This is a genomic window from Streptomyces sp. SYP-A7185, assembly GCF_046103685.1.
GTDB lineage: Bacteria > Actinomycetota > Actinomycetes > Streptomycetales > Streptomycetaceae > Streptomyces.
In genome coordinates this window covers 6254629-6279456 of the sequence record NZ_CP122310.1, presented here as the reverse complement: position 1 = coordinate 6279456, position 24828 = coordinate 6254629, and the positions used below count along the sequence as shown (strand labels likewise).

The window sequence follows — 24828 nt, the reverse complement described above, 5'->3', positions numbered from 1 at the left end:
CGGCTGCGCTCCGCTCCGCCGGGCGGGCTTCCCGGCTCCGCTCGGGGCGCCGCTCCTGCCTCCGGCCCGCTCCGCCCCGGCTGCGCCGACGCCCGCCCACGTGGATAGGGCCGAAGGCCAATCGGCGATCACCGCACGAAGCGGACCCAGAACAGGGCCATGCCTCCGGCGGGGGCGCTCAGACTCTGGGATGGAGGGGGCGCCGTACGGAGTGCCGGCCCGTCGTGGCGTGCGTGGGGAGCTCCCATCCCGTCCGCCATCGCCCCAGGCAGAGCCGAGCAGACGCGGTCCATGGCGTCCAGGTCGTTCGTACAGTGGCGCGCTCCACCTGGACGCCATGGACCACGCCCGCTCCACGGTGTGTGGGTCGACGGCGGACGGGATGGGAGCTGGGGAGAGTGGTGGGAAGTGTTGGCGTAAAAGACAAGGTCTGAAGCAGCGAGATGGTTCCCTACTCGTCTGCATTTTCCTGAAGGGATAGATCGAGCAAGGCGTAGCTGCGGTGCTCTCGACCACCTGGTGAACGAGCTGTGAGAACGTGCACGTCAGCCACTACGTGTCGCTCTGCGTACGCAGCCACGAGCGCGGTTACGTCCTCCTTTAGAGTCCGGATGACCACCACGCCGCTCCCCTCTACTTCAATCTCAATTACTCCCCGCACCTTGCTCCCGCCGACCACTGTCCCCTCGAGCCGGGCATTGGAGTCCTCCACCTGTGCAGCCCGTAGCGCACTGCGGCACCGTTCAGCACTCTCCGAACTGAAAGAAGCCCGTCGCGCAGTTGCCTTGGTCTCCCAGCTGAGAGTGACATCCGTACCCGAGGAGGCGAGCACATCCGACAATTCGGATAGATGCTTTATGACGCGGCGGCCTAGTGGCAGCGCCGCATCCAAGACCGCTTCTTCCGCACCAATCCCAGAACTCGCGCGGTCAGCCACGTCGAAGATTCGGTTGATCGCCCTGTCTAGCAGGGCATCAGTCCCAATGCCGGGTAGCTCAGCCTGCGCCGAGTCCGCAGCCCCCTCCAAGATCATGCCGTAAGACGATGCGAAGACAGGCCCAGAGAAGAGCTTGGTTGCTCGCTGAATCTCTCTGGGCACGGGCCCCGCGTCGCGCGTGGGACGCAGGTCATCGATCGCATTGGCAACGGACTGGACAGCCGCTTGCAGGGCGCGTAGCCAGTCCCCCAGGACAGCCGATTCGACTCGATTGGCACGCACGGTCTCTCCGTCCAACGCAAAACGGAGGACTGGACGGCCAGGACGATCAAGAGCTTCCGTCCCGGCCTCGGTATGAAGTGACCGCGCGAGGCGCCTGAGCTGGACCGATCGCAGCTCAGACAGATTACGAGGCACTGGCTTCTCCGACGACTCCGACCGCCTAGCCGCCAACCAAGCCCGCATGGCCTTCTTGTCCGTAGCGTCAGGCAAGCTGTGAGGAGTGCTCATAGTGCTACCTCCACGTAGCCCCTACGCTGGCGGTGACCAGCGCGGCAACGCTGCCAGATTTCGTCGTAGAGACCAAGCATCTGGAAGACCTCACTGTCTCCCGCCGCCATCGCGCCAACCGTACCCAGGTCCCGGAAGTCCACAGTGGCAGGCAAACTCAGCAAGTAGGCGTCGATGCGCATGCCGTGCTTCACACACCACTCCCGATCGCTGAGGTTGGCAAGGTCTGCAATCTCGTCAGGCTCGGTGACTCCCCTGTAGGCGTCCGCGTCAATCAGGTAAGCCAGGTCGATATCGCTGGGGTCCAGTTTGCCGCTTACAAAGCTACCTGCGAGCCAAATACGCGTCACGGAACCAAACAGGCACTCAACCAGGGCCCTGTGTGACTGGAGTTCGACCCAGAGGCCCGGTCGAGTGCTCGACGCCTTCCAAGCTGCTGCCCTCACCAGCGAGTACTCAACCTCCTCCCAGGTCATGGGGTATCGACCAGGAGGCGGACACTGCGTGTCCGAGGCAAACGGCGGTAGGGGAGGCATACGGCTCCAAGGACCAAGCGGAGTAGTCCCGACACTCTAGGTGACTCATGCCTCACGCACAGAGTGATCCGGTTGTTCGCGGGCAGACCTTCGGCTGACAGATGGTTGCCTAGAGAGAGCCCCACCAGGCTCGAGCAGTCCCCAAGGGGCCGAAGGACCGAAGAGCAACAACAAGGGGTCGGCGGCGGGCCACCGGCCGGCCGCCGCCCCGCCGCTCAATGTCTGCGCCACCGCCTCGTGTCACCGTCGCCCCCCTCTGCACCCCAGTAACCAGAGCCCAACAAACGGGCCGTGAGAGGCCAGGGAGTCACCACACCACCGGCAACGGACACCTTGGGTTACTGAGGAGGCCGGATCGCGGGAGCTGACAACTACGGGCGGAACCTACTCCCTGGGCCGTTCCCCCGCAGCTGAGGCCAGTCGGCCCCACGGCCTTAAGCAGTCACTTTGGGGCGAGCCTCTAAGGTCATGGACCCAGCGTCGTGGTTAGCGGGCAGTCCACAGACTGCCCAACTCGCCGGAAGCTTAAGGGGCGACCTAGATTCGTCGTCATCTCACCGGTGGTCGACAAAAAACATCACCGACTACGTCTCCATCTGAGGCCACGGAGGCTGATCCCAAGAACCCCCTCTGGGCTAAGCGACTTCCTCAATGGCCATTCGAGGAGATGGGCCACGTCCGTGGCCTGGATGCGCTGCCTTCGCTCCGATGTGCTCTCGGTAGGCGTCTGGTACGGCGAGCACAGGGCCTTCGCTGGGGATCAGTCGGCGTCGAGATCGGAGCAAAGTGGGACGCCGAGACATGAGCTGTACACGCTCCTCGTCCTCTCCCAACCCCAGTTGCGCAACAATTGATCGGCCTAGCACCTCGGCCAACAGAGGAGGGGTCGCATTCCCAACGACTCGTCGCTGCACTCGCTCCATTCCCGAGAATCTCCAGGCGTCCGGGAAACTCTGAAGTCGAGCTTGCTCACGCACAGAGAGGGGACGGTTTTCCCAGTGGAATGGACCTGTACTTGGCCCAGGCGAGGCGGGCAAAGTCCACGACGGGCGATCCTTCGCCAACTTTAGAAGAAACGACCAATATCGGGTACGCCAGCCGAAAATCTCTTCTCCATTACCCCGTGCCGTATGGTGAAGGTAATTGCTACCTTCCGGAATCGAGGGCAACAACCCGGACCAGTAGCCGGAAGGCTCGGGCTTCTTTTCCTCATTGAGATCCCAGAGGGCATCCCAGGACCTCACAGGTTTGCCAAGGTGCGTTGGCCTCGGAAGTTGCACGGCCTGACCTTCACGGTAAGCAATTGCAATAGCTCTCTGCCGATGCTGCGGTACACCGTAGTCAGCTGAGTCAACAATCTCCCACGAAAGGGAATAGTTTGTACTATTCTTCCGATTTATTTCGTCGAGCCGCTCCATCACGACGTCGACTGCACTCTCTTTACCCTGGAGGAATCCAGAAACATTCTCAAGGAGCAACGCCTTCGGGAGGAAGGCGTCGATCAGATCGAACATGCCATGGATGCTCTGTGCGCGGGGATCACGCATTCCTGCACGGGCCGCCCTGTTCCACTGCGCAGCCTTTGAAAATGGCTGGCAGGGAGGCCCGCCCGCGATCAGGTCCAGATCGCCCCGCTTCAGCCCAAGTGCTGCTGGATCCAGCCAGCTTGCTGCGGCCGCCACGTCACCGTTAGCAGGCAGCCACCACGACGGCCTGTTCGCCCGTAGGACAGCCTGGGCATCACCGTCAGTCTCAAGGCATGCGATGGTTGCCAACCCCGCACGCTCAAGGCCGAGGTCTAGGCCGCCAGCGCCCGAAAAAAGGGATAGAACACGCCCGATGGGCCTGCGCGCCCGCACCTGGTCCGCCTCCTGTGGCCTCGATAAGCCGTCATGTCGAGCTCACAGTATCTGAGACTTGGTGTCAAGTGACCTGGTCGTTTGCCGACCGCGCAGGCCCACACCGCCGTCTTCTTCTAATGATCAAGCTGCCGCGGGACTGTGTACACCTCATACTCGGCATCGGCCATACTCCCCTCTCCGACCTTGCGAGTGCAGAGAGAGCGCAGAGACTTCCACAGCAGAGCTGCATGGTAGTCCTCTAGCTCCGCCGGCAGCGCGTCCAGCAGAGACCGGGCGCAGACGACGATGAGGCGCTCCTGTGCCCTACTGAAGGCCACGTTTGACCGATTGAGGTCGAGCAAAAACCGTGCGTTCGACGAGATGGCTGCAGGGTCGCTCGCTGTGCCACTCACGATGATGGTTGGCCTCTCGCCTCCTTGGAGCCGCTCCACAGTGTCAATGACACCCACGCCCTGATTTGTGATCTGAGCCGAGAGCATAGATCGCTGGGCCCTGTGGGGGGTGATGATAGCGACGCTATCCGCAGGTAGCGAACTGTTCGATTCCAGCACTTGCTGAATAATTTCGAGCTCGACAGAGTTGCTCTGTCTCGACGACTTATCGTCGTGCAGAACGAGATATAGCCCTGCTTCCCCACGCCATACCTGCTCTAGACCCTGCCGGTCGACGTCGTCATCAACCTCCCCATCACTAAACGACGCTTCCTTTAGGCTCTTGAGCTCGATCTCGTCGAGGCGGTAAAGGCGAGCGATCACCTCAGTGATCAGCGGTGGCATTCGGAAAGTCAATTCAAGGGCTGAGCGACGCACCGAATTGGGACTGACGTCGTCACGTGCCCCGATCCCACGCAGCGCGTTAAAGGCGCTGGAGAAGGGCTGATACACGACGGACGGTGGACGGTCTTCGTGATCCCAGTCATGAGCAACGATCGGCTGCAGCTGACGATGGTCACCAGCAACAAGTACGTCGCCGTCTGTGGACACCAGTGTCGCCAAACCCAAGAAATGAGGCAGAACCATCATCGAGCCCTCATCGACGACGAGCAAGGGGGCGGAAAACCCACCCCGCTTTTGCCACGTCACCTTAGAATCCAGGCTCTGTGCCATCTTCAGCAATGCAGCCGTCGTACCTCCGAGCACAACAACCGCGTTTTTGCTCAGTTTCTTAATCGCATTGGCGCTCGAGGTAGATAGAATATCTGTCGCACCGAAGGAGTTTCCCGCTACCGGGATCTTCGACGAATGAATTCGCCCAATTTCGATGTCCGGGATTGCCGCACCAGTCTTGCTACCAGCTGCATGAACATCCGGAAGAACTCGTTGCAGACGCTCAAGCAAAGTGTCGACGGCAGCATGTGTATGCGCCGCCACCAAAATAATGTCGCCAACTTGCAAACGATGCGCCGCCCGAATTGCTATAGCCACGCTCGTCGTCTGGGTTTTCCCAGTCCCAGGCGGCCCCTGCAGCACCTGCATACGCGTATCCAGGCCTTCGAGGACAGCTTGCGTTTGGTCCGGAGATAGACCGAACCCGCCTGAAAACTCGATTCCTTCCACGACCGATTTCCACTTAGCTGTTTCAGCCGACGTCAGTGACGGTCGGGGAGCAACCCGCGGACGCTCCGGATCAAGCCACGGATAGACATGAGAGCCAACCGCCGCCGTAAGCCGATCCTCAACTTTACCGGCTACGTAATCGGACGGGGATTCATCCAATGTTGCGAAATCAAAGACGGATTCAGGGTCCTTGCTGGACCACGCGTGGAGGACATACCGAGATTCAGGATTGAAAAACTCTTCGATCTCAATGTCTCCGGTGATCCAATCAATGGTTTTGATAGTCCCCGTGCGTCCACCCTTGCGCAGCTGACGGATGCTTTGCCCCCGATAGGTATCGTCACTGCACGGGTTGATCCTGCACATTGATCCCACTTGAATAGGGGTTCTATTTCGAAGTTCTTCGAGCTCCAAACCGTATTCCGTTGGCACAATTTTACCAACGAGGCGTCCCCGCCCCAAACTTTCCACCCCTTCTAGTGGCAGCGTGCGGCCTGTTGGAACGCGAGACGCCGGCGGTTGAATGTTGGTCGCAGTCCAGTCGTTCAGCTTTACAAAGTGATCTAGTCGCAGGAAGTCGATTCCTGCTGCGGCGACATCATTCACTCCGAGAGTGAAGCGTCGAAGATCCGCAACCTGCAGAGTCGGCTTCACGATGTCGGAATTCTTGAAGGCGATGGCTTCCTCGACCCACCGCAGAGCGAGGATACGGGCTTTCAGGTACTCCTTCAGCATGCCAATCTCGCCGGCTTGCTGGTAACGCCGAATGGCATTCCGCGTATTCGCGGGAATATCAATGACGCTACTATCGGGATCCGGCAGCGTGTCCCAGGCTGCATGCCAATACGGAGCAGGTAGGCTGTCGTGGAATCGGCTTCGAATTTCGAAGCGGTGCGATAGGATCGAATCTTGCGGGCCTTTGGCCCAGTTCCCTTGACCGTCCACCCCGAGCGCGGTCTTGAAGTCGAAGATGTCTTGCGTAAATACCTGATCCAAATCTACTTCTTGACCAGCTACCCGTCGACGCCAGTGGTAAGAGCGGCCGAACCAGGGCAAGGAGGTAACCACAGAGAGCCCTCTCCCTGTCCAGCCCAAGGCGTAGCGACTGTTCACCTCGTCCTGCACACAGGAATAGATGAGCTGCTCAAGGCTTTCCCGGCAGCCGAGCAGCTCCCGCAGAGCGCTGAGAAGCTTGCCGCTGGTTCGCGAGCAGGCCTCGACAAGCCTGCTCATCTCACTGCGGGACCATACATAGAAGTGCAACTTAACGTCTCCGCCATCCGAAATTTCGGCGACGGCCGTGGTCAAATCATTAAAGAATGACTGCAGAATTTGACGTTCGGAACCTGTGTCAGAGCGATACTCTCCGCTCCATTCGGACGACTGGAAATGAACAATCGACTGCCCTTGCACCGGCCGGGGTTCGCCCCACTGCTTCCGCCCCTGAGAGTCAACGGTGTTCAACCGCTCAACCACATCCGGGCTTGGCTGACGAGTCTCACCCTCTTCATCACGCCAAGGCGTATGAATCGTGCCATCACTCTTCGTGATGTGTGCCGCTACCGCACCGATTCGATTCTCCGTGTAGTCGTAGTCGACGGAGAGATACACACGAATAACCCTCTGGCCATCCTGTTCGTATTCAGGAAGCTGACTCGTGGGCGAGGGGCGATAAGCTTGCACACGGAAATTATCCGGGTTCTGGTCACCGCCAGGCAATGTCGAGCGGCGGGTAGCCGCGAGGGTGCGTAGCCGTTCAACTGGTTCTGTGAAGCCGGGGTCCGCTCGGACCATCCGAGCGCGCGGGTCATCTGAATCAATCTCGGCGAGATCATCGATCGTTTCGATCCCCGCTTGCCGAAGCGCAGCTGCCGTCGGCGCACTGATTCCCAATAGTTCGTGACGCCTCTGACGGGCGCTCTCCGTCAAACAGTCGACGCTGAACACACACCCGTCACACTTGGCGTCAAGCTGATAACCAAGGTCATCGAGATCGGTTGCCATGATGTCGGCAAGCGTGCCGTCGTCGGCTACCAGCCTCAGGGCATCTGCCTCTTCAAGGGAAAGATCCAGCGGCGCCATATTCATAATCTGCTGCCGCTCATTGGTCTCTGCATCGATTCTAGCTACGACACATTCAACGCGCTCAGGGTCAAGCCGCTCGCCCGCTACAAATAGAGGCCGAGAGGTTAGCCTGTCCTTAATGAGCAAGGCGTAGAAGGCAACTTGCAGCCTCTGATAGGTCCTGTCCCGGCGGCTAGCCTTGCACTCGACCACCCGAAGTACTGGCAGCCCTCCCTCCCACAGCAGCAACAGGAAGTCGGCACGCCCCTCGACGTCAAAGGCACCCAAGCTGCCAGCCAAGCGGATCTCGCGCCCGTACGCAGTGTGCTGAGCCTCCAAGCCCTCAAGAGCGGCAGCAAAATCGTCCCATGAGGGGAAGGCGCCGGTCTCCTCCACGCTGGGCATGTGCGAGGTGACCTCGCTGAACCCAGCCTCCTGGAGCTCCTGCTCCCAGTGAGTCTCCTGCTCCTTGCCGCGCGCAGACAAGACATAGTCCAGCGGGTTGAATAGGCGCTCAGCAAACGGGAGACGCCGCGTGAGTCGTCGGCGGTTGGAGTCCAACTTGAACCGTCGCTGACACGACTGGTGCCGAACAAACTCACCGATCTCGGAGACTCGTACCTGCGGACGAACCGCCCCCGCCGAGACCGCACTTGCCTCTTGCACTGTCCAGCCCTCCCGTACCGACCTTGGTCGAAGTCTAGGCGCGGGGTACGACAACTGGCCCTGGCTTGCGGACTATCCGTGGACGGAGAGCGCGGTTGGCTCGGCGCTCAGGCGCGCTGACCTGGTCATTCCTGGTAGGGCGAATCGGCCTCCGGAGCCGTGTGCGCAGGTTCGAATCCTGCCGGGGGCACCTTGTATTGGGTGCCCAAGACCCCGTCACCAGCGGAAACGCTGAGGCCGGGGTCTTCGCGTATGTGCAGCCGAGCAGGCTTGGCGTGGCCTCGGAGTCGGTACAGGGCCTAGCAGGCGTCGGAGTTGATCACGTGCCCTGCATTCGGGGGGCATGTGTGGGAATTCTTTGCTTGTGGCGGCGATGAGTTTTTGCGTTCAGGGGTGTCCCTCCTTGTGACATGTGCTTCGTCATTGGGAGGTTGTCGTGTCCGTCAGTTATACGTTCGATGTGTTCTCCAGTCTTGATGGCTTTGGGGCCGCCGGTGGGGACTGGACCGGGTATTGGGGGAAGCAAGGGCCCGAGCTTCTCGATCGTCGGCTTGCGTTGTATCGCCAGGAGCAGCGGATGGTCTTTGGGGCCCATACGTATCGGGCGTTCGCGCAGATGGTGGCCGCGAGTGCCGATGACGCCGATGTGCGTGACCCCTGGGTCACTCGGATGCGGAATCTGCCGGCGACCGTTGTGTCCAGCACGCTGGAAGGGCCTCTCGACTGGCCCGATGCCGAAATTTCCAGGGGTGACGCCGTCGACGTGGTTGCTCGGCTCAAGAAGGAATCCCCTGTGCCGCTGCGCTCGCACGGCAGCCTTGCGATGAACCGGGCGTTGATGGCCGCCGGGCTAGTGGATCGCGTACAGGTGACGCTCTTTCCCGTGATCACCGGTCGGACCGGGTTGGATCCGATCTTCCGGGGGTCCGCCGACTTCGACCTTGAGTTGATCGAGCAGCGGACCCTTGACGGGCATATCCAGGATCTCGTCTATCGGCCCATCTTGCATGGGCATGGGTGAGTTCTCTTCTCTCCTTCGCGTCCTATCCCGGTACTCGGTTTTTCAGTTCTATGGCCAGGGGTGTGGCCGTGAACATGGACGAGTACGTGCCTACCGCCAGGCCGATCAGGAGCGCCAGGGCGAAGTCCGTCAAGGGTGGATCTCCCAGCGTTGCCAGGGCCGTGAGGATGAATGCCGCGCCCATTCCTGTGTTGATGGTGCGGGGCAGGGTTTGTAGGAGTGCCTTGTTGGTTGTTTGGGCGTAGGGGGTGGTGCGGGTGGTCGGATTGCTGTGGGGGGTTGCGGTTTGCTTTTCGCTTCTGGTTTGGGTTTTGGGTTGGGTGCTCGCGTTAAGGGGATTCTGGAGTTTTTTCGTCTTTGTTAGTTCTCTGATTCTGTCGAATACCACCACCGAGTCGTTCACCGAGTAGCCGATCACCGTCAGCAGTGCTGCCAGGAAAATGCCGTCTATCGGCTTGCCCAGCCAAGCGAAGACGCCGACGAGGATGACCACGTCGTGGGCCAGGGCAGCTACCGCTGCCGTTCCGAGCAGGAGGCGGAAGCGGGCCGCCAAGTAAGCGAGTTGGGCTGCCAGGGCTACCGCTAGCGCTATGAGGGCGCTCTGGCGTAGTTCCTTGCCCAGGCTGGGGCCGATCGTCTCGTCTCGGAGTTTCTTCGGGGCTGCGGCTGACTCTTCGTCCGTCAGGGTGGCGATTGTTGCTGTGATTTTGTCCGCTTGGGGGTTCGTCAGGGGTTCGGTGCGGACCATCAGGTGGTTTTCGTCGGTCGTTTGCACCAGCGCCTTCCGGAATCCGGCTTCCGCCAGGGCCGTTCTGGCCTTTTCCGGGTCGATCGGGGCCTTGATGGCGTACTCGATGACGCGGCCGCCCGTGAATTCGATGCCGAAGTCCAGGCCGCGCAGGACGATTCCGGACCCGGCCAGGACCAGGGCCGCCGCTGAAGCCGCCAGCCATCTGCGGGGGTGGCTCATGAGGTGGGGGTTCGCCTTGATGAGGCGGGCGCGGATCGTGCCGATTCCTGCGATGCCGGTCAGGGCGGGGCGGCGGCGTATGGCGGGACGGGCCGCCGCGTAGTCGGCCAGGGCGCGGGTGATGACCAGGGCGCTGAACATCGAGGCCAGGACGCCGATGCCCAGGGTGACGCCGAAGCCTCGTACCGGGCCTGACGCGAGGAAGAACAGCAGGCCCGCGGCGATGAGCGTGGTGATGTTCGAGTCCGCGATCGCGCTGAAGGCGCTGCGGAAGCCGGCGGTCAGGGAGGAGCGGGGCGTGGGGCGGCTTCGGGCCGCGTACTCCTCGCGGGCCCGTTCGAAGACGAGGACGTTGGCGTCGACCGCCATGCCGATGGCCAGGACGAAGCCGGCGAGGCCGGGGAGGGTGAGGGTGGCGCCGAGGGCGGCGAGGGCCGCGTAGGAGATGAGGCCGTAGGCGGCGAGGGCGAGGGTGGCCAGGAGGCCCATGAGGCGGTAGATGGCGATGATGAAGAGGGAGGTCAGCGCGGTGCCGATGGCGGCGGCCCAGATGCTGGCCGTGATGGCTTGTTCGCCCAGGCTGGCGCCTACCGTGCGCTGTTCGACGATTTCCACGGGGACGGGTAGGGCGCCGCCGCTGATGAGCAGGGCCAGTTCGCGGGCTTCGGTGTCGGTGAAGGAGCCGGTGATCTGGGTCGAGCCGCCGGTGATACCTGTTCCGCACTGGACCGAGGGGTCCACCTGGGGTGAGGAGATGATCTTGCCGTCCAGGACGATGGCTACTCGGCGGGACGGGTCTCCGGGTTGGTGGCAGGCCGCCTTGCCGGTCAGGCGGGCCCAGCTGGCCTGACCGCCGGGGCCGTCGCGGTCGTCGGGGTCGTCGGGGCCCTTTGTGTTGGCTTGGTCGCCTTGGCCGGCGGAGTCGTCGGTGTTCTTGAAGTCGACGTTGACGTGCCAGCCGGCGCCTGCTTGTTGGTCGAAGCGGTTCGTTGCCTTTTCGACGTCCTTGCCTGTCAGTGAGGGTGGGGCGAGGTGCAGGGATTCACCGGACCCGCCGGACTCGCCCGCTTCGTTGGATTCGTCGGGCAGGACTTGTTCGCCGGGGCGTTGCTTGGGGTGGGGTTGGTCGGGGTTGCGTGGTGCTGTGCCGAGTACCTCGTGGAAGGTGAGTTCGGCGGTGCGGCCGAGCATGTCCGCCGCTTTGGTGGGGTCCTGGGCGCCGGGTAGTTCGATGACGATGCGGTGGTCGCCGGAGCGGGCGATGGTGGGCTCCGCGACGCCCAGCGCGTCGATGCGGCCGCGGAGGACCTCCATGGTGCGGTCGGTTGCCTGCTTGCCCGTGTCGGAGGTGGCGGTGGGGCGGGTCTCCAGTACGAGTTGGGTGCCGCCGCGTAGGTCCAGGCCGAGTTGGACGGGGACGGTCAGGGCCACGTAGAGGGAGAGGGCTACTGCGGCCAGGGCCAGTAGGGCTCTGAGGTGTGGTGGGCGGCGGGTCGCGGGCGGGCGTGGGAGCCGGGAGTTCGCTTGGCGCGGGCGTCGGGTGGTTGCTGGGCTCGGGGAGCGGGGGGTGGAGGAGAGGCGCGGGGTGGCGGGGCGTGGGGTGGCTTGGCGTGGGGGGTGGTTCGTGTCTGGCTCTGGGGGGCTTTTTGCGTCCGGGGGTGTGGAGCGGTTCGCGTCGGGGTTTGTGGGGCGGTTCACATTGGGGCTTGTGGGGTGGTCTGCGTCGGGGCTTGTGGGGTGGTCTGCGTCGGGGCTTGAGGGGTGGTCCGCGTCGGGGTTTGAGGAGCGGTTCGCGTCGCGGCGTGCGGGGCGTTGCACAGGTGACCTCCGGCAGGCATGCCGCGGCCAAGGCAAGGGCCGCGGTCAAGGGAAGAGGGGGAGCTCAGGTGCCGGGGGTGGGGGCGGTGCGCGTACGCCGGGAGGGCCGGCCGCCTTCAGGGACGCGGGCGGGAGTACTGCCGCCGGGGGCGTCCACGCGGGCTGATGTGCGGCGGCACGCGTGCAGCCTGCCGTCGGGGCGGCGGGGGGCGGCGGCGACGGGCGCTCGCCGGTGGTGTCGCGGTGGCTGCGGGTCGCGGCGCTGGAGACTGCGGGGTCCGCGTCGTCTGCGTGCGGTGCGCTGTGTGTGCGTGGGGTGTTGGGGGTTGGCGCGGCCTTGGACTCGCCGAGTGCGTGGGTGTGGGGAGATGCGGCTGTTGAGCTTGGTGGGGCGTGGGGCTTGCTGAGGGGCTGCGCGGGTCCAGGGCCTGGCTGGGCGTGCACCGCGCGCAGGATGCGTGCGGGCCTCGGGCTTGAGGAGAGGTCCGCCTGGATGGAGGCGTGGGTGGGCTTGGCGGTGTTCGGCGGAACGTAGAACCCGCTGAGGACCTGCGCCGGTCCGGCGCTTGGCTGGGCGTGGGCCGCGCTGGGGATGCGGGCGCGTTCCGGGCTCGTCGAGAGGTAAGTCTCGCTGACGGCGTGGGTGGGCTCTGCGCTTGGCGGGGCGTGGGGCTTGCTGGGGAGGTGGGGGGACGTCTCGTACGGGTGCGGCTGGGGGCCGTTGTGGGGCGGGCCGGAAGGCGTGGCCGGCGTTGCGGCGTTCGCCGTTGGTTGGGGGGCGCTGCCCTGCTCGGGTGCGCCCAGCAAGGCCACGAGGACGGCCAGTACTGCGGCGAGTAGCACTGCCGGGCTCCCGCCGATGGCACGCGGGGGCGTGTGCCGGACCGCACGCGGAGGCGTGGGTCGGGTGGCGCGTGAGGGCGTGGGTCGGGCGGCGCGCTGGAGCCTGTGCCGGGCTGTGCGCGGCACCGCTGTGTGCGGGACGGCGTGCGGGGAGCTTGGCACGATCCGTCCCCTTTCGTGTCGGTGGTGGTTGCCGGTGGGCCTGCTCCGGTGGGCGGCTCAGGTTTGTCCGGGGCGGGACCTCAAGGCCCAGCTGGGGAGTAGCAGCCGGGCCTTGAGGCGGTCTGGTGGTTGGTTCGGGTCGTTCCGGTCGAGTTCGCGAAGTGGTGGTCGGGCCTGTCGGCTCGGCCCTGGTGGTTCCGGCGGTCGTGGTCCCGGCCCCGGTGGTTCCGGCGGCCGTGGTCTCGGTGTCGGTGGTCACGGCGGCCGTGAACCCGGGGCTGGTGGTCCCGGCCGCCCTGGTCCCGGCGCCGGTAGTCCCGGCGCTGGTGGCCCCGGCGGCCCTGGTCCCGGCACCAGCGGTCCCAGCGGCCCTAGTCCCGGCACCGGCGGTCCCGGCGCCAGTGGTCCCGGCACCAGTGGCCCCGGCGCCGGTAACGCGCGGGCCCTGGCGTCAGGGTTCCGTCAGGCCTGCTCTGATGGCGTAGCGCGTGAGTTCCAGGCGGTTGCGTAGGCCCAGTTTGTGGAGCAGGTTCTCTCTGTGCCGGTGGACCGTCTTGATGCTGATGAAGAGCATCTCCGCGATCTCCTTCGAGGAGTGCCCCTCGGCCACCAGCTTGAGGACCTCCTCCTCCCTCGGCGTGAGCACTTGGTCCGGTGGTTCCTCGCCCTGGCGGATTCGGTCCAGGTAGTTGCGGACCAGGGCGGTCACCGCCCCCGGGTAGAGGAACGGCTCGTCGCGCATGGCCGCGCGGCACGCGGCGACCAGGTCCCGGTCCGCCACCGACTTCAGCACGTATCCGCTCGCCCCCGCCTTCAGCGCCTGGAAGAAGTACTGCTCGTTGTCGTGCATCGTCAGCATCAGCACCCGTACGCCCGGCTTCAGCGCGGCCAGTTCGCGTGCGGCCTGGAGACCGGTCATCCGGGGCATCGCGATGTCCAGGACCGCCAGGTCCACCTCGTGCGTGCGGGCCAGCGCGACGGCTTCCGCCCCGTCCCCCGCCTCGGCGACGACCTCCAGATCCGGCTCCCCGTCGAGGATCAACCGCACCCCACGCCGTACCAACGCGTGGTCGTCCGCCAAAAGGATGCGGATCCTGGCCGGCCCGGCGTTCGAGGCGCTCCTCGCGTGGGCGTCAGGGGTGTCACTCGTGTTCATCGCCGCGCCTGCCCGTCGTGCTCATCGTTGTCTTCTGGGGGTGGGGCCGGGGTCCGTACGGGCATCGGCACCGTCAGTCTGACCTGCGTGCCCGCCCCCGGCCGTGACGTCACGTCCAGCGACGCCCCGATGAACAGCGCCCGTTCGCGCATCCCGCGGATCCCCGCCCCCTCGTGCGCGACCCCCGTGCCCCGGCCGTCGTCCTCGACGCACAGGACCACCCCGCCGCCGGCCCGGGCCAGGCTCACCTCGACCCGGTCCGCGTCGGCATGGCGGGCGGCGTTGGTCAGAGCCTCCTGGGCCACCCGGTAGAGGACCAGTTCCGCCTGCTGGTCCAGTGGGGGCAGGTCGGGGTCGAAGCCGCGTACCACCCGCAGGCCCGCGTGCGTGGCGAACTCCGTGGTCAGCGACGTCAGGGCGCTGATCAGGCCCAGGTCGTCCAGCACGCCGGGGCGCAGTCTGCGTACCAGGCGGCGTACTTCGTCCAGGCTCCCCCGGGTGATCTCCTGCGCCTGGCGCAGCTCACCCCGCAGGGGTTCGTCCGCCGCGTCCGACGCCCGTTTGAGGGCCAGCAGGACCGCGGTCATCGTCTGACCCACCTCGTCGTGGAGCTCCTGGGCGATACGGCGCCGCTCGGATTCCTGCGCCAGGAGCACGCGGGCACTGCTGGCGGCCCGTTCCTGTTCCAGCCGTTCGAGCATGGCGTTGAACGTGCGGATCAACTCGGCGGTCTCGCCCCCGCCCTGCTCCGGCAGCCGGTGCCCGGGGCGCAGCAGGTCGACGGTGGTCATCAGCCGGGTGAGCCGTTCCAGCGGGGCCAGGCCTATCCGCAGCAGGGCCGCGTTGGCGACCAGCATGACGGCAAGACCGCCCACGAGGATGACCGCCTCGGTCAGCACCACCGGCACGGAGACGGTCACCGGCGCCCACAGGAGCAGGGCGGTGGCGCTTCCCAGCACCACCGCGTTGAGCGCGAAGATCCGCCAGAACAGGGACAACGGGGTGGCGCCTTTCTCTCTGCTCGCTTCAACGACTTCGTTGATCTTCGTTGATCTTGGTTGACCGGTTGCCGCTGATCTTGGTCGACCGCTTGCCGCTGATCTTCGTTGACCGCTTGCCGCTGATCTTGGCCCGCCTCCTGTCCAGCCTGCCCGCTCCCCTTCCGTCCGTCGATGGGGCCCAATGCCCATTTCCCCACCTCCGGTCCCGGCACAGATGGGTATCGCGCCCGATGGGTTTTACGTCGGGCAGCGGCCACGGTGGGGGGTACGTACGCGCCGCCCTCCCGGCGGCCACCCTGTCGGAAGAAGGACCCGCCATGTCGCTCGACACTCCCCCGCTCGCCGCCCGCACCGAACGGCTGACCCCGCACGACGCCCGTCGGCGCCTGGAGCACGAACGTGCCTCGCGGCTGACACAGTTGCGGGCCATCGACGAAGCCGGGCACGAGGCGGAGGAACAGGTGATGTCCGCGCAGAAGGACACCATCGAACGAGTGCTCAAAGAAGTCGACGCCGCTCTCGCCCGCGTCCGGGACGGCAGCTACGGAACCTGCCCCGCCTGCGCCAAGCCCATCCCCGTCGAGCGCCTGGAGATCCTGCCCTACACGCAGTTCTGCGTGCCCTGCCAGCGCAAAGCCGACTGAACCGACCGGCAGCCCGGCCTCCCGATACCCCGGTATACCCCGGTATACCCCGGCCTCCCGGCCACCCCACACACCGATAGACCGCAGTCTCCCGGCCGACCGCCGGTCCCTCTCTCCGTCTCCCGCCCTGCCCGAGGGGTGAAGTGGTGAACCAACAAACCGTCGACGACTCCCGTACGCGGCAGCTCTCGCCCGAGGATCTCGCCGCCCTGCACGAGAACCTGCGCGAGCAGTTCCTGTTCCGCCGCGAACAGTTGCAGCAGCTCTCCGCCTCCGCGCTGACCCGCGCCGACGCGCTCCTCGACCGGCAGAGTTCCTCCCGTACGGAGGTGCGCATCAAGCTCGCCGCATCCGCCCGCATGGTGCTCGCCGACGTCGAGGCAGCCCTCGTACGCATGGACCGCGGCGATTACGGCGCCTGCCACCTGTGCCGGCACCCCATCGACCGCGAGCGCCTGATGATCGTGCCGCAGGCCCGTTACTGCGCTCGCTGCGCCCACTGCCGGCAGGTGCGCGGAGGCGACCGATGAGCGCGCCCTCGACGACGGCCACCACCTACGTGCCCCGCGGCCGGCACCGCTCCTGGCCCCGGTGCCGGCAGTGCTCCGGCATCGCCCTCGACCTGGGCAGCGCCCGGACCCGCGCCTGGACGTCCGGGCGGCGGATGATCCTCGACGTGCCCACGGTGACCTTTCACGGCGGCTCCGCCGTCTACCCCGTCCGGCGCGGAGCCATCGTCGACACCCCCGGCACCGCCCTGATGCTCGACCGGCTGCTCGGCCCACGGCTGCCCCGCTTCGGGCGGCCCCTGCTCATCCTGACCGCGCCCGTCCTGGGCGGGGTCGCCTACCGGGCCGAGGCCCGCGCGGCCGTCGAGGTCCTCCGCCCGCGGGCCGTCCTGACCCTTCCCACCGCGCGCGCCGTGGCCTCGGCCGTGGACGCCGATCTGTCGCGTCCCCTGCTGGTCGTGGACATCGGCGCCCACCTCACCGAGGTCGCCCTGCTCGCCGACGGTGACGTCGTCGACGCGCGGCACACCGCCCTGGGGACCAGTGACGGAGACGGGCCCACGGGTCCGTGCACCCCCACCCGGATCACCGACAGCGTCCTCGCGATGGTGACCGCCATGCTCGAACAGGACCGCACGTCCCGGACCCTCGAAGCCCTCCGGCGCGGCGCGCTGCTGGCCGGTGGCGGCGCCCTGCTGCCCGACGTCACCTGCGGTCTCGCCGCCGGGCTGCACGCCCCCGTCCAGCCCGTACCCGCCCCGCACACCGCAGCCGTCCGCGGTGCCGCCAAACTCCTCCGGGCCGCCCACGGCCACCCCTCCACGACCGGCAGCCGCAGCGAGGACACCGGCCCCATACGCCCCCATTAGCCCCCGCCTTCCGCTTCTCTCTCCCCCCGTTAGCCCCCCTCCCCTACACCGACCCCGCCCCCTCCACCCCATAAGGAGCTTCCGTGGCCGGCCACATCCCCCCGGCACAGCCGCCTCCCGACAAACACCCGGACCTCCGCTCTCGCCCCAGCCCCCGGCCCGTCCGCCCGTTCCTCCTGTGGCGCTGGCGTCGCAACCCCCTTCGGCGCCGCACCGACCTCCTCCAGGGCTGGATCGCCGTCGGCCTCTTCCTCGCCGTCCTGGTCGCCACCCCGGCCGCCGTCGTCCTGGTCGGTGACACGGCCCGGCGCCATCTGGAACAGACCGCGCGGCACCAGGCCGACACCCGGCACCGCACCACCGCCGTGCTCGTCCACGACGCGCCCCGCCATCCCGAGCCCGGCTCGGCCGAGGCGAGGAAGACCCGGTATCCGGTCACCGTCCGCTTCACCGACCGCCACGGGCACGGCCACACCGCGCAGGCGGACGTCGAACCCGCCCTGGCCGCGGGGGACTCCGTCCGCGTATGGGCGGACGACGACGGCGAGCTCACCGGGCCGCCCCTCACCACGGACGAGGTCCGTGACCACACCACGGGCTACGTCGTCCTGGCCGCCATGGCCGTCCCGATCCTGGGCGCCGCCGCGTACGCCGGCGTCCACCGCAGGCTGGAGCGGCACAACCTCGCCCGCTGGGAAGCGGCTTGGGCGCGTACCGCCCCTCGGTGGACCACCACTCCCCCGTGAGCGCGCCTGATCACGCCCGATCACGCCCCATCCCGCCTGGTCACATCCGATCACGCCCGCCGGGCAGGGCTCAGGCGCGGCGGATCGGCGGCAGCTCGTACGTCCCGTCGAAGACCGCGGCCCGCGGCATGTACATCCGCAGGACCGGGCGGAAGCGGCCCTCCGGCGTGGGGAGCCAGTTCGCGGCCGTCTTGTCGTCGGCCGGGCGCTGCCGCTGGAGGAGGAGCGTGAGGGAGCCGTCGTCGTCGTGACTCAGGCCCGGGGTGCGGTCGCCGATGGAGTGGCGCTCGACGGGGTCGGCGACGAGGCCGCGGTCCGGCAGGCCGTACATCGTGACCGACCAGAACGCGTCCACGGGCGGCGGCTTCTCGAAGCGCAGCGTGTACGCGTGCTCGCCGTCCAGCGGCCTGCCGTCGCCGTCGTCCCACGCCATCGCGTACGCCGCTTCGTATCCGTGCTTGCCCCAGAGCATGGTGTGCGCCGACGTGGCGCGCCGCATGCGGCCCGACTCGCGGTCGGCGCAGATCCATTGGGGGTCCTTGCGGGTGCCGACCTCGAAGTGGTCGGCGTTGAAGTCGAAGGCGTGGTACGAGGGTTGCCAGCCGTTCTGCCGTGCGTCGCCTTGGTCAGCGTGGGCGGATGCGGCGGATGCGGCGGATGCGGCGGATGCGACGGATGCGACGGCTGCCTGCTCGACCTGCTCCTTGCCCGCGGCGAACCCCGCGCGCAGCGCTTTCGCCAGCTCCGGTTCGGGGTGGGCATAGGGGCTCTCGGCGTCCAACAGGCCGAGCGGCGCGAAGCGTTGCTGGTAGGAGCGGTCCGCCGGGGCAGGCGGGAGGGCGGCCATGCGGGCCCGCAGCTTCTCGTAGAAGCGGATTTCCGGTTCCTCTTCGGGGATGTACGTGTGGGTCGGCAGCCCGTGGGACTCTCCGGTCGCCGTCCAGTACGGCTCCAGAAGCGTGTCCTCCTGGAGGGCCCGTACCGCCGCCGCGTCGTCCGGGCCCGTGCAGGCCCACCTGCCGACGATCGTCGCCAGCTCGGTCGGTACGGAGATCCGCGTGGCGCCCAGGGGGACCTCCTCGTCCCAGCCGGGGGGCGTGAGGAGGTAGCTGGCCTCGCCCGTGCCGGTGGCGCGGCGGCCGACGTAGGCGAAGTTGTTGGTCCAGGCGTCCACGAACTGGAGGACGTAGTAGCGGCCGCCGGTGTCCGGGACGGTCAGGAGCAGGGCTCCGCCGGAGAGGTCGAGCTGGGCCAGGGAGTAGAGGAGGTCGTCGTTGGGGTCCGGGGGTGCCGGGGGCTCAGGGGGGCCGGCGGAACCGGCGGGACCGGCACTGGCGTCGGTCGGCACGTCGGAGCCTGGGGACGGGCTGGGACCTGGGCCTGGACCTGGGCCCGGACCCGCGAGCTTGGTGCCGTGGCTGAACTCGTTGAACGGCGCGGGAGGTACCGATCCCAGGCCCGTGCGGGAGACGCGGTCGACTTGGTCGAGGTTGAGCACCATCGGGTAGCCGTAGATGTACGCCTCGGCCGCCAGCGCCTGGAGATCGGTCGTGCCGTCGGTCATGCCCGTCGCCTTCTCGTGGTCAAGCCGGTTCGCTGCGTGGAGAGTCCCGGGGGCCGGGGTCCGGAAGCCCGGCGATCCAGGCTCCCCGGGGCACTACGAGGTCGCCGGAGGTTCCTGGTCGCCGAAGCGGCGTTCGAACTTGGCCACCTGGCCCTCGGAGTCCACGACGCGGGCGCGGCCCGTGTAGAAGGGGTGGCTCTCGGAGGAGATCTCCACCTCCACCAGGGGGTACGTCTCTCCGTCGTCCCACTCGATGGTCTGGTCGCTCTCGGCGGTGGAACGGGTGAGGAAGGCGTAGCCCGCCGAGCGGTCGCGGAAGACGACGGGGCGGTAGTCGGGGTTCTTGTCCTGGGTCATGTCTCCAGGGTCGCCGCGTACGGGGGCCGGGGCGACCCTGGGGACGCCACGCGGGGTACTGAACGGCGGGGCACTGACCTCCGGGGGCACTGAACCGCGGGCACGGATCGCAGGGGTCTTCCCTACGCCCGCGCCCGCTTCTTCGCCTCGGGCTTCTTCTTGGGGGTCGTCTTCTTGGCCGTCGACTTCTTTCCCCCCACCTCCTTCGGCGTGGCCCTCGCCGTCTTCTTCGCCTGCGTGCGCTTCGCCGCCGTTCCCTGCGTGCGCTTCGCCGCCGTCCCCTTCAGCTGCGTCACCTCCGCCACCTCCCCGTCATCCCGGTCCTTCTTCGCCGCGCGCACGCTCTTCTCCAGGGCCGCCATCAGGTCGATCACCTTGCCGTCACCGGAGTCCTCCTCCGTGGGTCGCGCGGGGGCCGTGCCCGAGGCCTTCGCGGCGATCAGTTCCTCCACCGCCGCGCGGTAGTCGTCGTGGAGGGCGGCGACGTCCACCTCCCCCAGCGTGTCCATCAGCGCGTCCGCCAGGTCCAGTTCCGCGTCCCGCACCTTCACCTGCGTGTCCGGGGCCACGCCCTCCGCCGGGCGGATCTCGTCCGGCCACAGCAGCGCGTGCATCGCGATCACGTCGTCCACCACCCGCAGCATCCCCAGCCGCTCGCGCCCCCGCAGCGCGTACCTCGCGATCGCCACCTTCCGGCTCCGCTTCAGCGCCTCCCGCAGCAGGATGTACGGCTTCGTCGCGGGCACCCCGTTGGCCGACAGGTAGTACGCCGTGTCCATCTGCATCGGGTCGATCCCGTCCGCCGGCACGAAGGCGACGATCTCGATCGTCTTGGCCGTCGGCAGCGGCAGGGCCGCCAGGTCCTCGTCCGTGATCGGGATGATCGAGCCGTCGGCGTCCTCGTACCCCTTGCCTATCTCGGCGGGCGTCACCTCACGCTCCTCCAGCTCGCACACCTTGCGGTAGCGGACCCGGCCCCCGTCCTCCAGGTGGATCTGCCGGAAGGACACCGCGTGGTTCTCGGTGGCGTTCATGAGCTTGATCGGGATGCTGACCAGCCCGAAGGAGATCGCACCGTTCCATATGGATCGCACGTCAGGCACCTCTCAGCAGCCGATCCCGGTTTTGGGGTGATTCATCCGCATTCGTGGGACTCTCATCGTATGACGCCGATCACCGAGGTGGAGGGGCGGCGACTGGCCCTCAGCAATCTCGACAAGGTCCTCTACGCCGCATCCGGCTTCACCAAGGGCGAGATGCTGCACTACTACGCCAGTACCGCCGAGGCCCTGCTGCCCCATCTGCGCCACCGGCCCGTCTCCTTCCTCCGCTTCCCCGACGGGCCCGACGGCCAGCGCTTCTTCGCCAAGAACGTGCCCCCGGGCACCCCCGACTGGGTGCACACCGCCGACGTCCGGCGCTCGGACGGAACCTCCCGGCAGGTCGTCGTGGACGATCTGGCCACCCTGATGTGGGCGGGCAATCTCGTGACCGAGTTCCACACCCCCCAGTGGCGGACGGACGCCCCCGCCCGGGCGGACCGGCTCGTGCTGGACCTGGACCCCGGCGAGCCCGCCACCGTCGTCGAGTGCTGCCGGGTGGGCCTGTGGCTGCGCGAGCGCCTGCGGGCCGACGGCCTCGACGTCTACGCGAAGACTTCGGGCTCCAAGGGCCTGCACCTGCTCTGCCCCCTGGAGCCGACGCCCTCCGAGCAGGTGACCGCGTACGCGAAGAAGCTCGCCCAGGACGCCGAGGCCGAGCTGCCCGACCTGGTGGTCCACCGGATGACGCGCAGCCTGCGCCCCGGCAAGGTCTTCGTCGACTTCAGCCAGAACGCCGCCGCCAAGACCACCGCCACCCCCTACACCCTGCGCGCCCGCCCGGAGCCGACCGTCTCCACCCCCGTGACCTGGGAGGAGGTCGAAGGCTGCGGCGACCAGGACCAGCTCGTCTTCCTGGCCGCCGACATCGCGCCCCGCCTGGAGCGGTACGGGGAGCTGCTGGGTCCGCTCAACGACCCCGGGCAAGGCCGGCCCCTCCCCCACGGACCCCACGGACCCCACGGCCCCCGCGGACGCACCCGCGAGGCCGGATCATGATCACCCCGCCGCTCCGGGTCGCCCTCGCCGATTCCGTGACCGCCCTGCCGACGGGCGACGGCTGGGCCTACGAGCCGAAGTTCGACGGCCACCGCCTGGTCGTCTTCGCCGACGGCCGCCGCGTGCGGCTCCAGGCCCGCTCCGGGCGCTTCGTCACCAGCGCGTTCCCCGACATCGCCGAGGCGGCGGCACGGCTGCCGGCCGGGACCGTCCTCGACGGCGAGGTGGTCGTCTGGGTGGAGGGGCGCATCGACTTCGGTGCCGTCCAGCGGCGCGCCGCCGCCACCCGCGCCCGCGCCCCGCAGCTCGCGCGCACGCTCCCCGCGTCGTACGCCGCCTTCGACCTGCTCGCCGACGGGGGCGAGGATCGCCGCGCCCTGCCCTACGAGGAGCGGCGCGCACGTCTCGTACGCCTCCTGGAGCCGCTCGGCCCGCCGCTCCAGCCCGTCCCGATGACGACCGACCGCGCACTGGCCCTGACCTGGTACGAGGCCCTGCCCGCCACCGGCATCGAAGGCCTGGTGGCCAAACGACTCGACGGCACCTACCGGGGCGGCACGCGCGCGTGGCTGAAGCTGCGGCACAGCGACACCCGGGACGCGCTGGTCGTGGGCTTCACCGGCAGCGGGGCGCGCCCGCAGGCACTCGTGCTCGTCCTGCCGGGGGACGGCACGCCCGTGGTGTCGTCGCCGCTCTCCCCCGCGCTGCGGAAGGCGGCAGGGGCGGCGCTGCCGGTGGCCAGGGGCGAGGGGACCGCGATCGCCGCGGGGATCGGCGAGGTCACGTATGCCGCCCTGCCGTCCGAGCCGCCCGTCACGGTGGAGGTGCGGCAGAACACCACCCGGCACGCGACCGCGGTGGTCGTGCGCTTTCGCTGAGCCCCGGTCCGGTCCAGTCGTGACCGGCATCACAGCTAATCAAGTTTGACTAGACTATCGAGCGAGCATATCTTTCTTCGCGTAGCCCAGTAGTCAAACTTGACGAGGAGAGCGCATGACCGTTCTGCCCGAGACCGGATACGTCCCGACCGACGAGGACCGCGCGAGCCTGGCCGCCTGGTTCGCCGAGTACGACGCGCACAGCGCCAAGCGTGACGTGGAGCGCATGGCGGACCTGGCCGTCTTCCCGCTCAACCTGGTCAGCGACGACTCCGCGGGCGACGGCCGCTCCGCGCAGTGGGACCGGGACCAGTTCGTCGGGACCATGACGCACGTGATGGGGGACGGGAGCGAGGACATCACCTTCGAGTCCACGCGCACGCCCGTCTTCCTCTCCCCCGCCATGGCCGTGGTCTTCACCGACTCGGTGATGACCGCGAACGGCGAGACGCAGCAGCTGCGGTACGCCGACATCCTGCTGAAGCGGGGCGGGGCCTGGGCGTTCCAGACCATGATCCAGGGCGGCTGGGGCGACAACCTCTGAGCGGCCGCCGCCCCGCCCGTCCGGAGACTCTGAGCGGCCACCTCCCCGCCCGCCCGGAGGCGCGGGCCCACGGGCACGGTCCGGGCTAGACCCGCAGCCACGTCCGCCGGTCGCGCGCCATCGCGTGCAGCGCCTCCACATCGGCCGGTTTCAGTACGCCGCCGGTGCGGGCCAGAGCCGACACCTCCCCGTCGCGCACGATCCGTACCTCGCGCGGCGGGGAGATCACGTCCAGGTCAACCGCCCCGCAGAGGGCGAGGACCGGGCGGATCTCGGCGGTCAGCGCGAAGGAGGCCCGGTCGGCGTCGGCGCGGACCTCCCTCACGAGTGGACGCGGGTCCGCGCGGCCGACCGTGATCATCGGGTCGGCGACGCGCACCCGCTGCTTGCGGGCGGCGAGCGTGTGGACGCTGAACAGACCGCCGGGGCCGATCAGGAGGTGGTGGATGCGGGCGCCGCCCGGCAGCGGCACCGAGTGCAGGGTGTGCCAGCCCGCGCCTTCGAGGCCGTCGAGCACCTCCCCGACCGCCTGCTCGGCGGCGAGCGCCCGCTGCCGCGGGTCGGCGCGCAGCCTGCGGGCGGGGGCCGGCTCGCGGTCCAGGGCGATCAGGAGTGCCTCGCCGGGGCGGTTCGGCGCGAGGTCGTCGTCCGGGTGGAGGGAGAGGCGCGCCAGCTCGGCGGGGGTGGGGACGGGCGGCGGGCCGATCGAGAAACCGCCGGTCAGGAAGGGGGCCAAGGCACGCAGGACGGCTTCCCTGTGCTCCTCGCCGAGGAGGTTCACGCGGGACGACTCCCTCTCGTACCACGCCACGTTCCTGCCGTCCGCGAGGCAGACGTACAGCCGCTCCTGCCCGTGCCGCCAGGCCGGTATGACGCGCAGTCCGCTCATGCACCATCACCCCACCGACCATGGGAGCAGCAAGGACATGCCTGGGGCAAGAACCTGGGCGACGCGGAGAGAAGTTGAGCCACTCGTCACGGCACCGCCTCCGCAGCTATGGCTCGTTGTTACATAGCTGACGAATTGCCGCAATGAAGGACATCTAGCTTCAGAGGTGACCCTTTCACTCCTCCTCCCTCTGACCGCCTTCTGCGGATCACCTCCTCTACTCCCCCACCGTCTCCCCGTAAGGACCGACCGCTCATGAGCAGCCAGCGCCGTCGCACCCTCCTTCGTTCCGCCGCCGTGACCACCGTCGTCGGCGGCGCGCTCCTCGTGCCGGCCGTGGCCGCCGTCGCGGACGCGCCGGAACACTCCGAGGGCACGCGGACGGTGGCGCCGCTCGCGCCCGGCACCCCGGAGGGCGGGGTCAAGGCCGGCACCGAGGGGTTCGACGGCGGCGACCCGGTGGTCATCGCCGCCGGTGGCGCCATGGCGGCGGCCGGTGCCGCCGGTCTCGGGTACGCGATGCTGCGCCGCGGCCGCACCGACGCCTGAACCCCCCGCCGCACGCGCCCCACGCGCCCCGCACCCCCCCAGGCCACCGACCCCCGGCCACCGGCCACCCCAGGAGCC

Annotated in this window: 20 protein-coding genes; 9 read left to right on the top strand and 11 right to left on the bottom strand. The window is 67.7% G+C overall.

The window, feature by feature from the left end:
* Positions 1 to 451: 451 nt before the first annotated feature.
* The 4 genes from QBL25_RS27700 to QBL25_RS27685 all read right to left on the bottom strand — a co-directional run bounded on the left by QBL25_RS27700 (position 452) and on the right by QBL25_RS27685 (position 8131).
* A complete protein-coding gene (locus QBL25_RS27700) occupies positions 452 to 1033 on the bottom strand; it encodes a hypothetical protein (protein WP_409059679.1) in 582 nt (193 codons plus the stop codon).
* Between the two features lie 410 nt (positions 1034 to 1443).
* Positions 1444 to 1983: a DUF6932 family protein gene (locus QBL25_RS27695; protein WP_409059678.1), complete on the bottom strand. Its 540-nt coding sequence runs from the start codon at positions 1981 to 1983 to the stop codon at positions 1444 to 1446.
* A 635-nt stretch (positions 1984 to 2618) separates the two neighbouring features.
* Positions 2619 to 3842 carry a DNA cytosine methyltransferase gene (locus tag QBL25_RS27690; protein WP_409059677.1) on the bottom strand — a complete coding sequence of 408 codons (1224 nt, stop codon included), beginning with the start codon at positions 3840 to 3842 and terminating at the stop codon, positions 2619 to 2621.
* Between the two features lie 116 nt (positions 3843 to 3958).
* Positions 3959 to 8131, bottom strand: a complete 4173-nt coding sequence (locus QBL25_RS27685; protein WP_409059676.1) for an AAA domain-containing protein — start codon at positions 8129 to 8131, stop codon at positions 3959 to 3961.
* Between the two features lie 436 nt (positions 8132 to 8567).
* Between QBL25_RS27685 and QBL25_RS27680 the strand changes: the two genes are divergently transcribed.
* Positions 8568 to 9152 (top strand): dihydrofolate reductase family protein, encoded by a 585-nt coding sequence (locus tag QBL25_RS27680; RefSeq protein ID WP_409059675.1) that lies wholly within the window; start codon positions 8568 to 8570, stop codon positions 9150 to 9152.
* Positions 9153 to 9174: 22 nt separating this feature from the next.
* Here the strand turns inward: QBL25_RS27680 and secD are convergent, their stop codons facing one another.
* From secD to QBL25_RS27665, 3 genes are all read right to left on the bottom strand, one after another.
* Positions 9175 to 11553 carry a protein translocase subunit SecD gene (secD, locus tag QBL25_RS27675; RefSeq protein WP_409059674.1) on the bottom strand — a complete coding sequence of 793 codons (2379 nt, stop codon included), beginning with the start codon at positions 11551 to 11553 and terminating at the stop codon, positions 9175 to 9177.
* 1843 nt (positions 11554 to 13396) lie between these two features.
* Complete coding sequence (locus QBL25_RS27670; protein ID WP_409059673.1) at positions 13397 to 14101, bottom strand: response regulator; 705 nt, start codon at positions 14099 to 14101, stop codon at positions 13397 to 13399.
* Positions 14098 to 15099 carry a HAMP domain-containing sensor histidine kinase gene (locus QBL25_RS27665; RefSeq protein WP_409059672.1) on the bottom strand — a complete coding sequence of 334 codons (1002 nt, stop codon included), beginning with the start codon at positions 15097 to 15099 and terminating at the stop codon, positions 14098 to 14100. Before QBL25_RS27665 ends, QBL25_RS27670 begins: the two co-directional genes overlap by 4 nt.
* A 320-nt stretch (positions 15100 to 15419) precedes the next feature.
* Between QBL25_RS27665 and QBL25_RS27660 the strand changes: the two genes are divergently transcribed.
* From QBL25_RS27660 to QBL25_RS27645, 4 genes are all read left to right on the top strand, one after another.
* Positions 15420 to 15746: a TraR/DksA family transcriptional regulator gene (locus QBL25_RS27660; protein WP_409059671.1), complete on the top strand. Its 327-nt coding sequence runs from the start codon at positions 15420 to 15422 to the stop codon at positions 15744 to 15746.
* 143 nt (positions 15747 to 15889) lie between these two features.
* The gene (locus QBL25_RS27655) at positions 15890 to 16276 is read left to right on the top strand and encodes a TraR/DksA family transcriptional regulator (RefSeq protein ID WP_409059670.1); all 387 of its coding nucleotides are present in this window, start codon (positions 15890 to 15892) and stop codon (positions 16274 to 16276) included.
* Complete coding sequence (locus QBL25_RS27650) at positions 16273 to 17124, top strand: hypothetical protein (RefSeq protein ID WP_409059669.1); 852 nt, start codon at positions 16273 to 16275, stop codon at positions 17122 to 17124. The genes QBL25_RS27655 and QBL25_RS27650 overlap by 4 nt, the downstream gene beginning before the upstream one ends.
* Positions 17125 to 17207: 83 nt before the next feature.
* Entirely contained in the window at positions 17208 to 17870 is a 663-nt protein-coding gene (locus QBL25_RS27645) for a hypothetical protein (RefSeq protein ID WP_409059668.1), read from the top strand.
* A gap of 70 nt (positions 17871 to 17940) precedes the next feature.
* Here the strand turns inward: QBL25_RS27645 and QBL25_RS27640 are convergent, their stop codons facing one another.
* From QBL25_RS27640 to QBL25_RS27630, 3 genes are all read right to left on the bottom strand, one after another.
* On the bottom strand, positions 17941 to 19434 hold the full coding sequence (locus QBL25_RS27640; protein ID WP_409059667.1) for a DUF1254 domain-containing protein: 1494 nt from the start codon (positions 19432 to 19434) through the stop codon (positions 17941 to 17943).
* 93 nt (positions 19435 to 19527) lie between these two features.
* Entirely contained in the window at positions 19528 to 19791 is a 264-nt protein-coding gene (locus tag QBL25_RS27635) for a type B 50S ribosomal protein L31 (RefSeq protein WP_409059666.1), read from the bottom strand.
* A gap of 122 nt (positions 19792 to 19913) precedes the next feature.
* Entirely contained in the window at positions 19914 to 20885 is a 972-nt protein-coding gene (locus QBL25_RS27630; RefSeq protein ID WP_409059665.1) for a Ku protein, read from the bottom strand.
* Between the two features lie 69 nt (positions 20886 to 20954).
* Between QBL25_RS27630 and ligD the strand changes: the two genes are divergently transcribed.
* The 3 genes from ligD to QBL25_RS27615 all read left to right on the top strand — a co-directional run bounded on the left by ligD (position 20955) and on the right by QBL25_RS27615 (position 23312).
* Positions 20955 to 21890 carry a non-homologous end-joining DNA ligase gene (gene ligD, locus QBL25_RS27625; protein ID WP_409059664.1) on the top strand — a complete coding sequence of 312 codons (936 nt, stop codon included), beginning with the start codon at positions 20955 to 20957 and terminating at the stop codon, positions 21888 to 21890.
* On the top strand, positions 21887 to 22768 hold the full coding sequence (locus tag QBL25_RS27620; RefSeq protein WP_409059663.1) for an ATP-dependent DNA ligase: 882 nt from the start codon (positions 21887 to 21889) through the stop codon (positions 22766 to 22768). Before ligD ends, QBL25_RS27620 begins: the two co-directional genes overlap by 4 nt.
* A 115-nt stretch (positions 22769 to 22883) precedes the next feature.
* Positions 22884 to 23312: a nuclear transport factor 2 family protein gene (locus tag QBL25_RS27615; RefSeq protein WP_409059662.1), complete on the top strand. Its 429-nt coding sequence runs from the start codon at positions 22884 to 22886 to the stop codon at positions 23310 to 23312.
* 85 nt (positions 23313 to 23397) lie between these two features.
* On the opposite strand, the gene QBL25_RS27610 is transcribed toward QBL25_RS27615, so the two are convergent.
* Positions 23398 to 24201, bottom strand: a complete 804-nt coding sequence (locus QBL25_RS27610) for a nuclease-related domain-containing protein (protein ID WP_409059661.1) — start codon at positions 24199 to 24201, stop codon at positions 23398 to 23400.
* Between the two features lie 255 nt (positions 24202 to 24456).
* On the opposite strand from QBL25_RS27610, the gene QBL25_RS27605 reads away from it, so the two are divergent.
* Positions 24457 to 24750: a hypothetical protein gene (locus QBL25_RS27605; RefSeq protein ID WP_409059660.1), complete on the top strand. Its 294-nt coding sequence runs from the start codon at positions 24457 to 24459 to the stop codon at positions 24748 to 24750.
* Positions 24751 to 24828 lie beyond the last annotated feature (78 nt).

Excerpts from the sequence above, each read along its gene's own strand:
- QBL25_RS27700 (WP_409059679.1), bottom strand. The coding sequence starts at position 1,033 with ATGATCTTGGAGGGGGCTGCGGACTCGGCGCAGGCTGAGCTACCCGGC.
- QBL25_RS27695 (WP_409059678.1), bottom strand. The coding sequence starts at position 1,983 with ATGCCTCCCCTACCGCCGTTTGCCTCGGACACGCAGTGTCCGCCTCCT.
- QBL25_RS27670 (WP_409059673.1), bottom strand. The coding sequence starts at position 14,101 with ATGAACACGAGTGACACCCCTGACGCCCACGCGAGGAGCGCCTCGAAC.
- QBL25_RS27660 (WP_409059671.1), top strand. The coding sequence starts at position 15,420 with ATGTCGCTCGACACTCCCCCGCTCGCCGCCCGCACCGAACGGCTGACC.
- QBL25_RS27650 (WP_409059669.1), top strand. The coding sequence starts at position 16,273 with ATGAGCGCGCCCTCGACGACGGCCACCACCTACGTGCCCCGCGGCCGG.
- QBL25_RS27640 (WP_409059667.1), bottom strand. The coding sequence starts at position 19,434 with ATGACCGACGGCACGACCGATCTCCAGGCGCTGGCGGCCGAGGCGTAC.
- QBL25_RS27635 (WP_409059666.1), bottom strand. The coding sequence starts at position 19,791 with ATGACCCAGGACAAGAACCCCGACTACCGCCCCGTCGTCTTCCGCGAC.
- ligD (WP_409059664.1), top strand. The coding sequence starts at position 20,955 with ATGACGCCGATCACCGAGGTGGAGGGGCGGCGACTGGCCCTCAGCAAT.
- QBL25_RS27620 (WP_409059663.1), top strand. The coding sequence starts at position 21,887 with ATGATCACCCCGCCGCTCCGGGTCGCCCTCGCCGATTCCGTGACCGCC.
- QBL25_RS27615 (WP_409059662.1), top strand. The coding sequence starts at position 22,884 with ATGACCGTTCTGCCCGAGACCGGATACGTCCCGACCGACGAGGACCGC.
- QBL25_RS27610 (WP_409059661.1), bottom strand. The coding sequence starts at position 24,201 with ATGAGCGGACTGCGCGTCATACCGGCCTGGCGGCACGGGCAGGAGCGG.
- QBL25_RS27605 (WP_409059660.1), top strand. The coding sequence starts at position 24,457 with ATGAGCAGCCAGCGCCGTCGCACCCTCCTTCGTTCCGCCGCCGTGACC.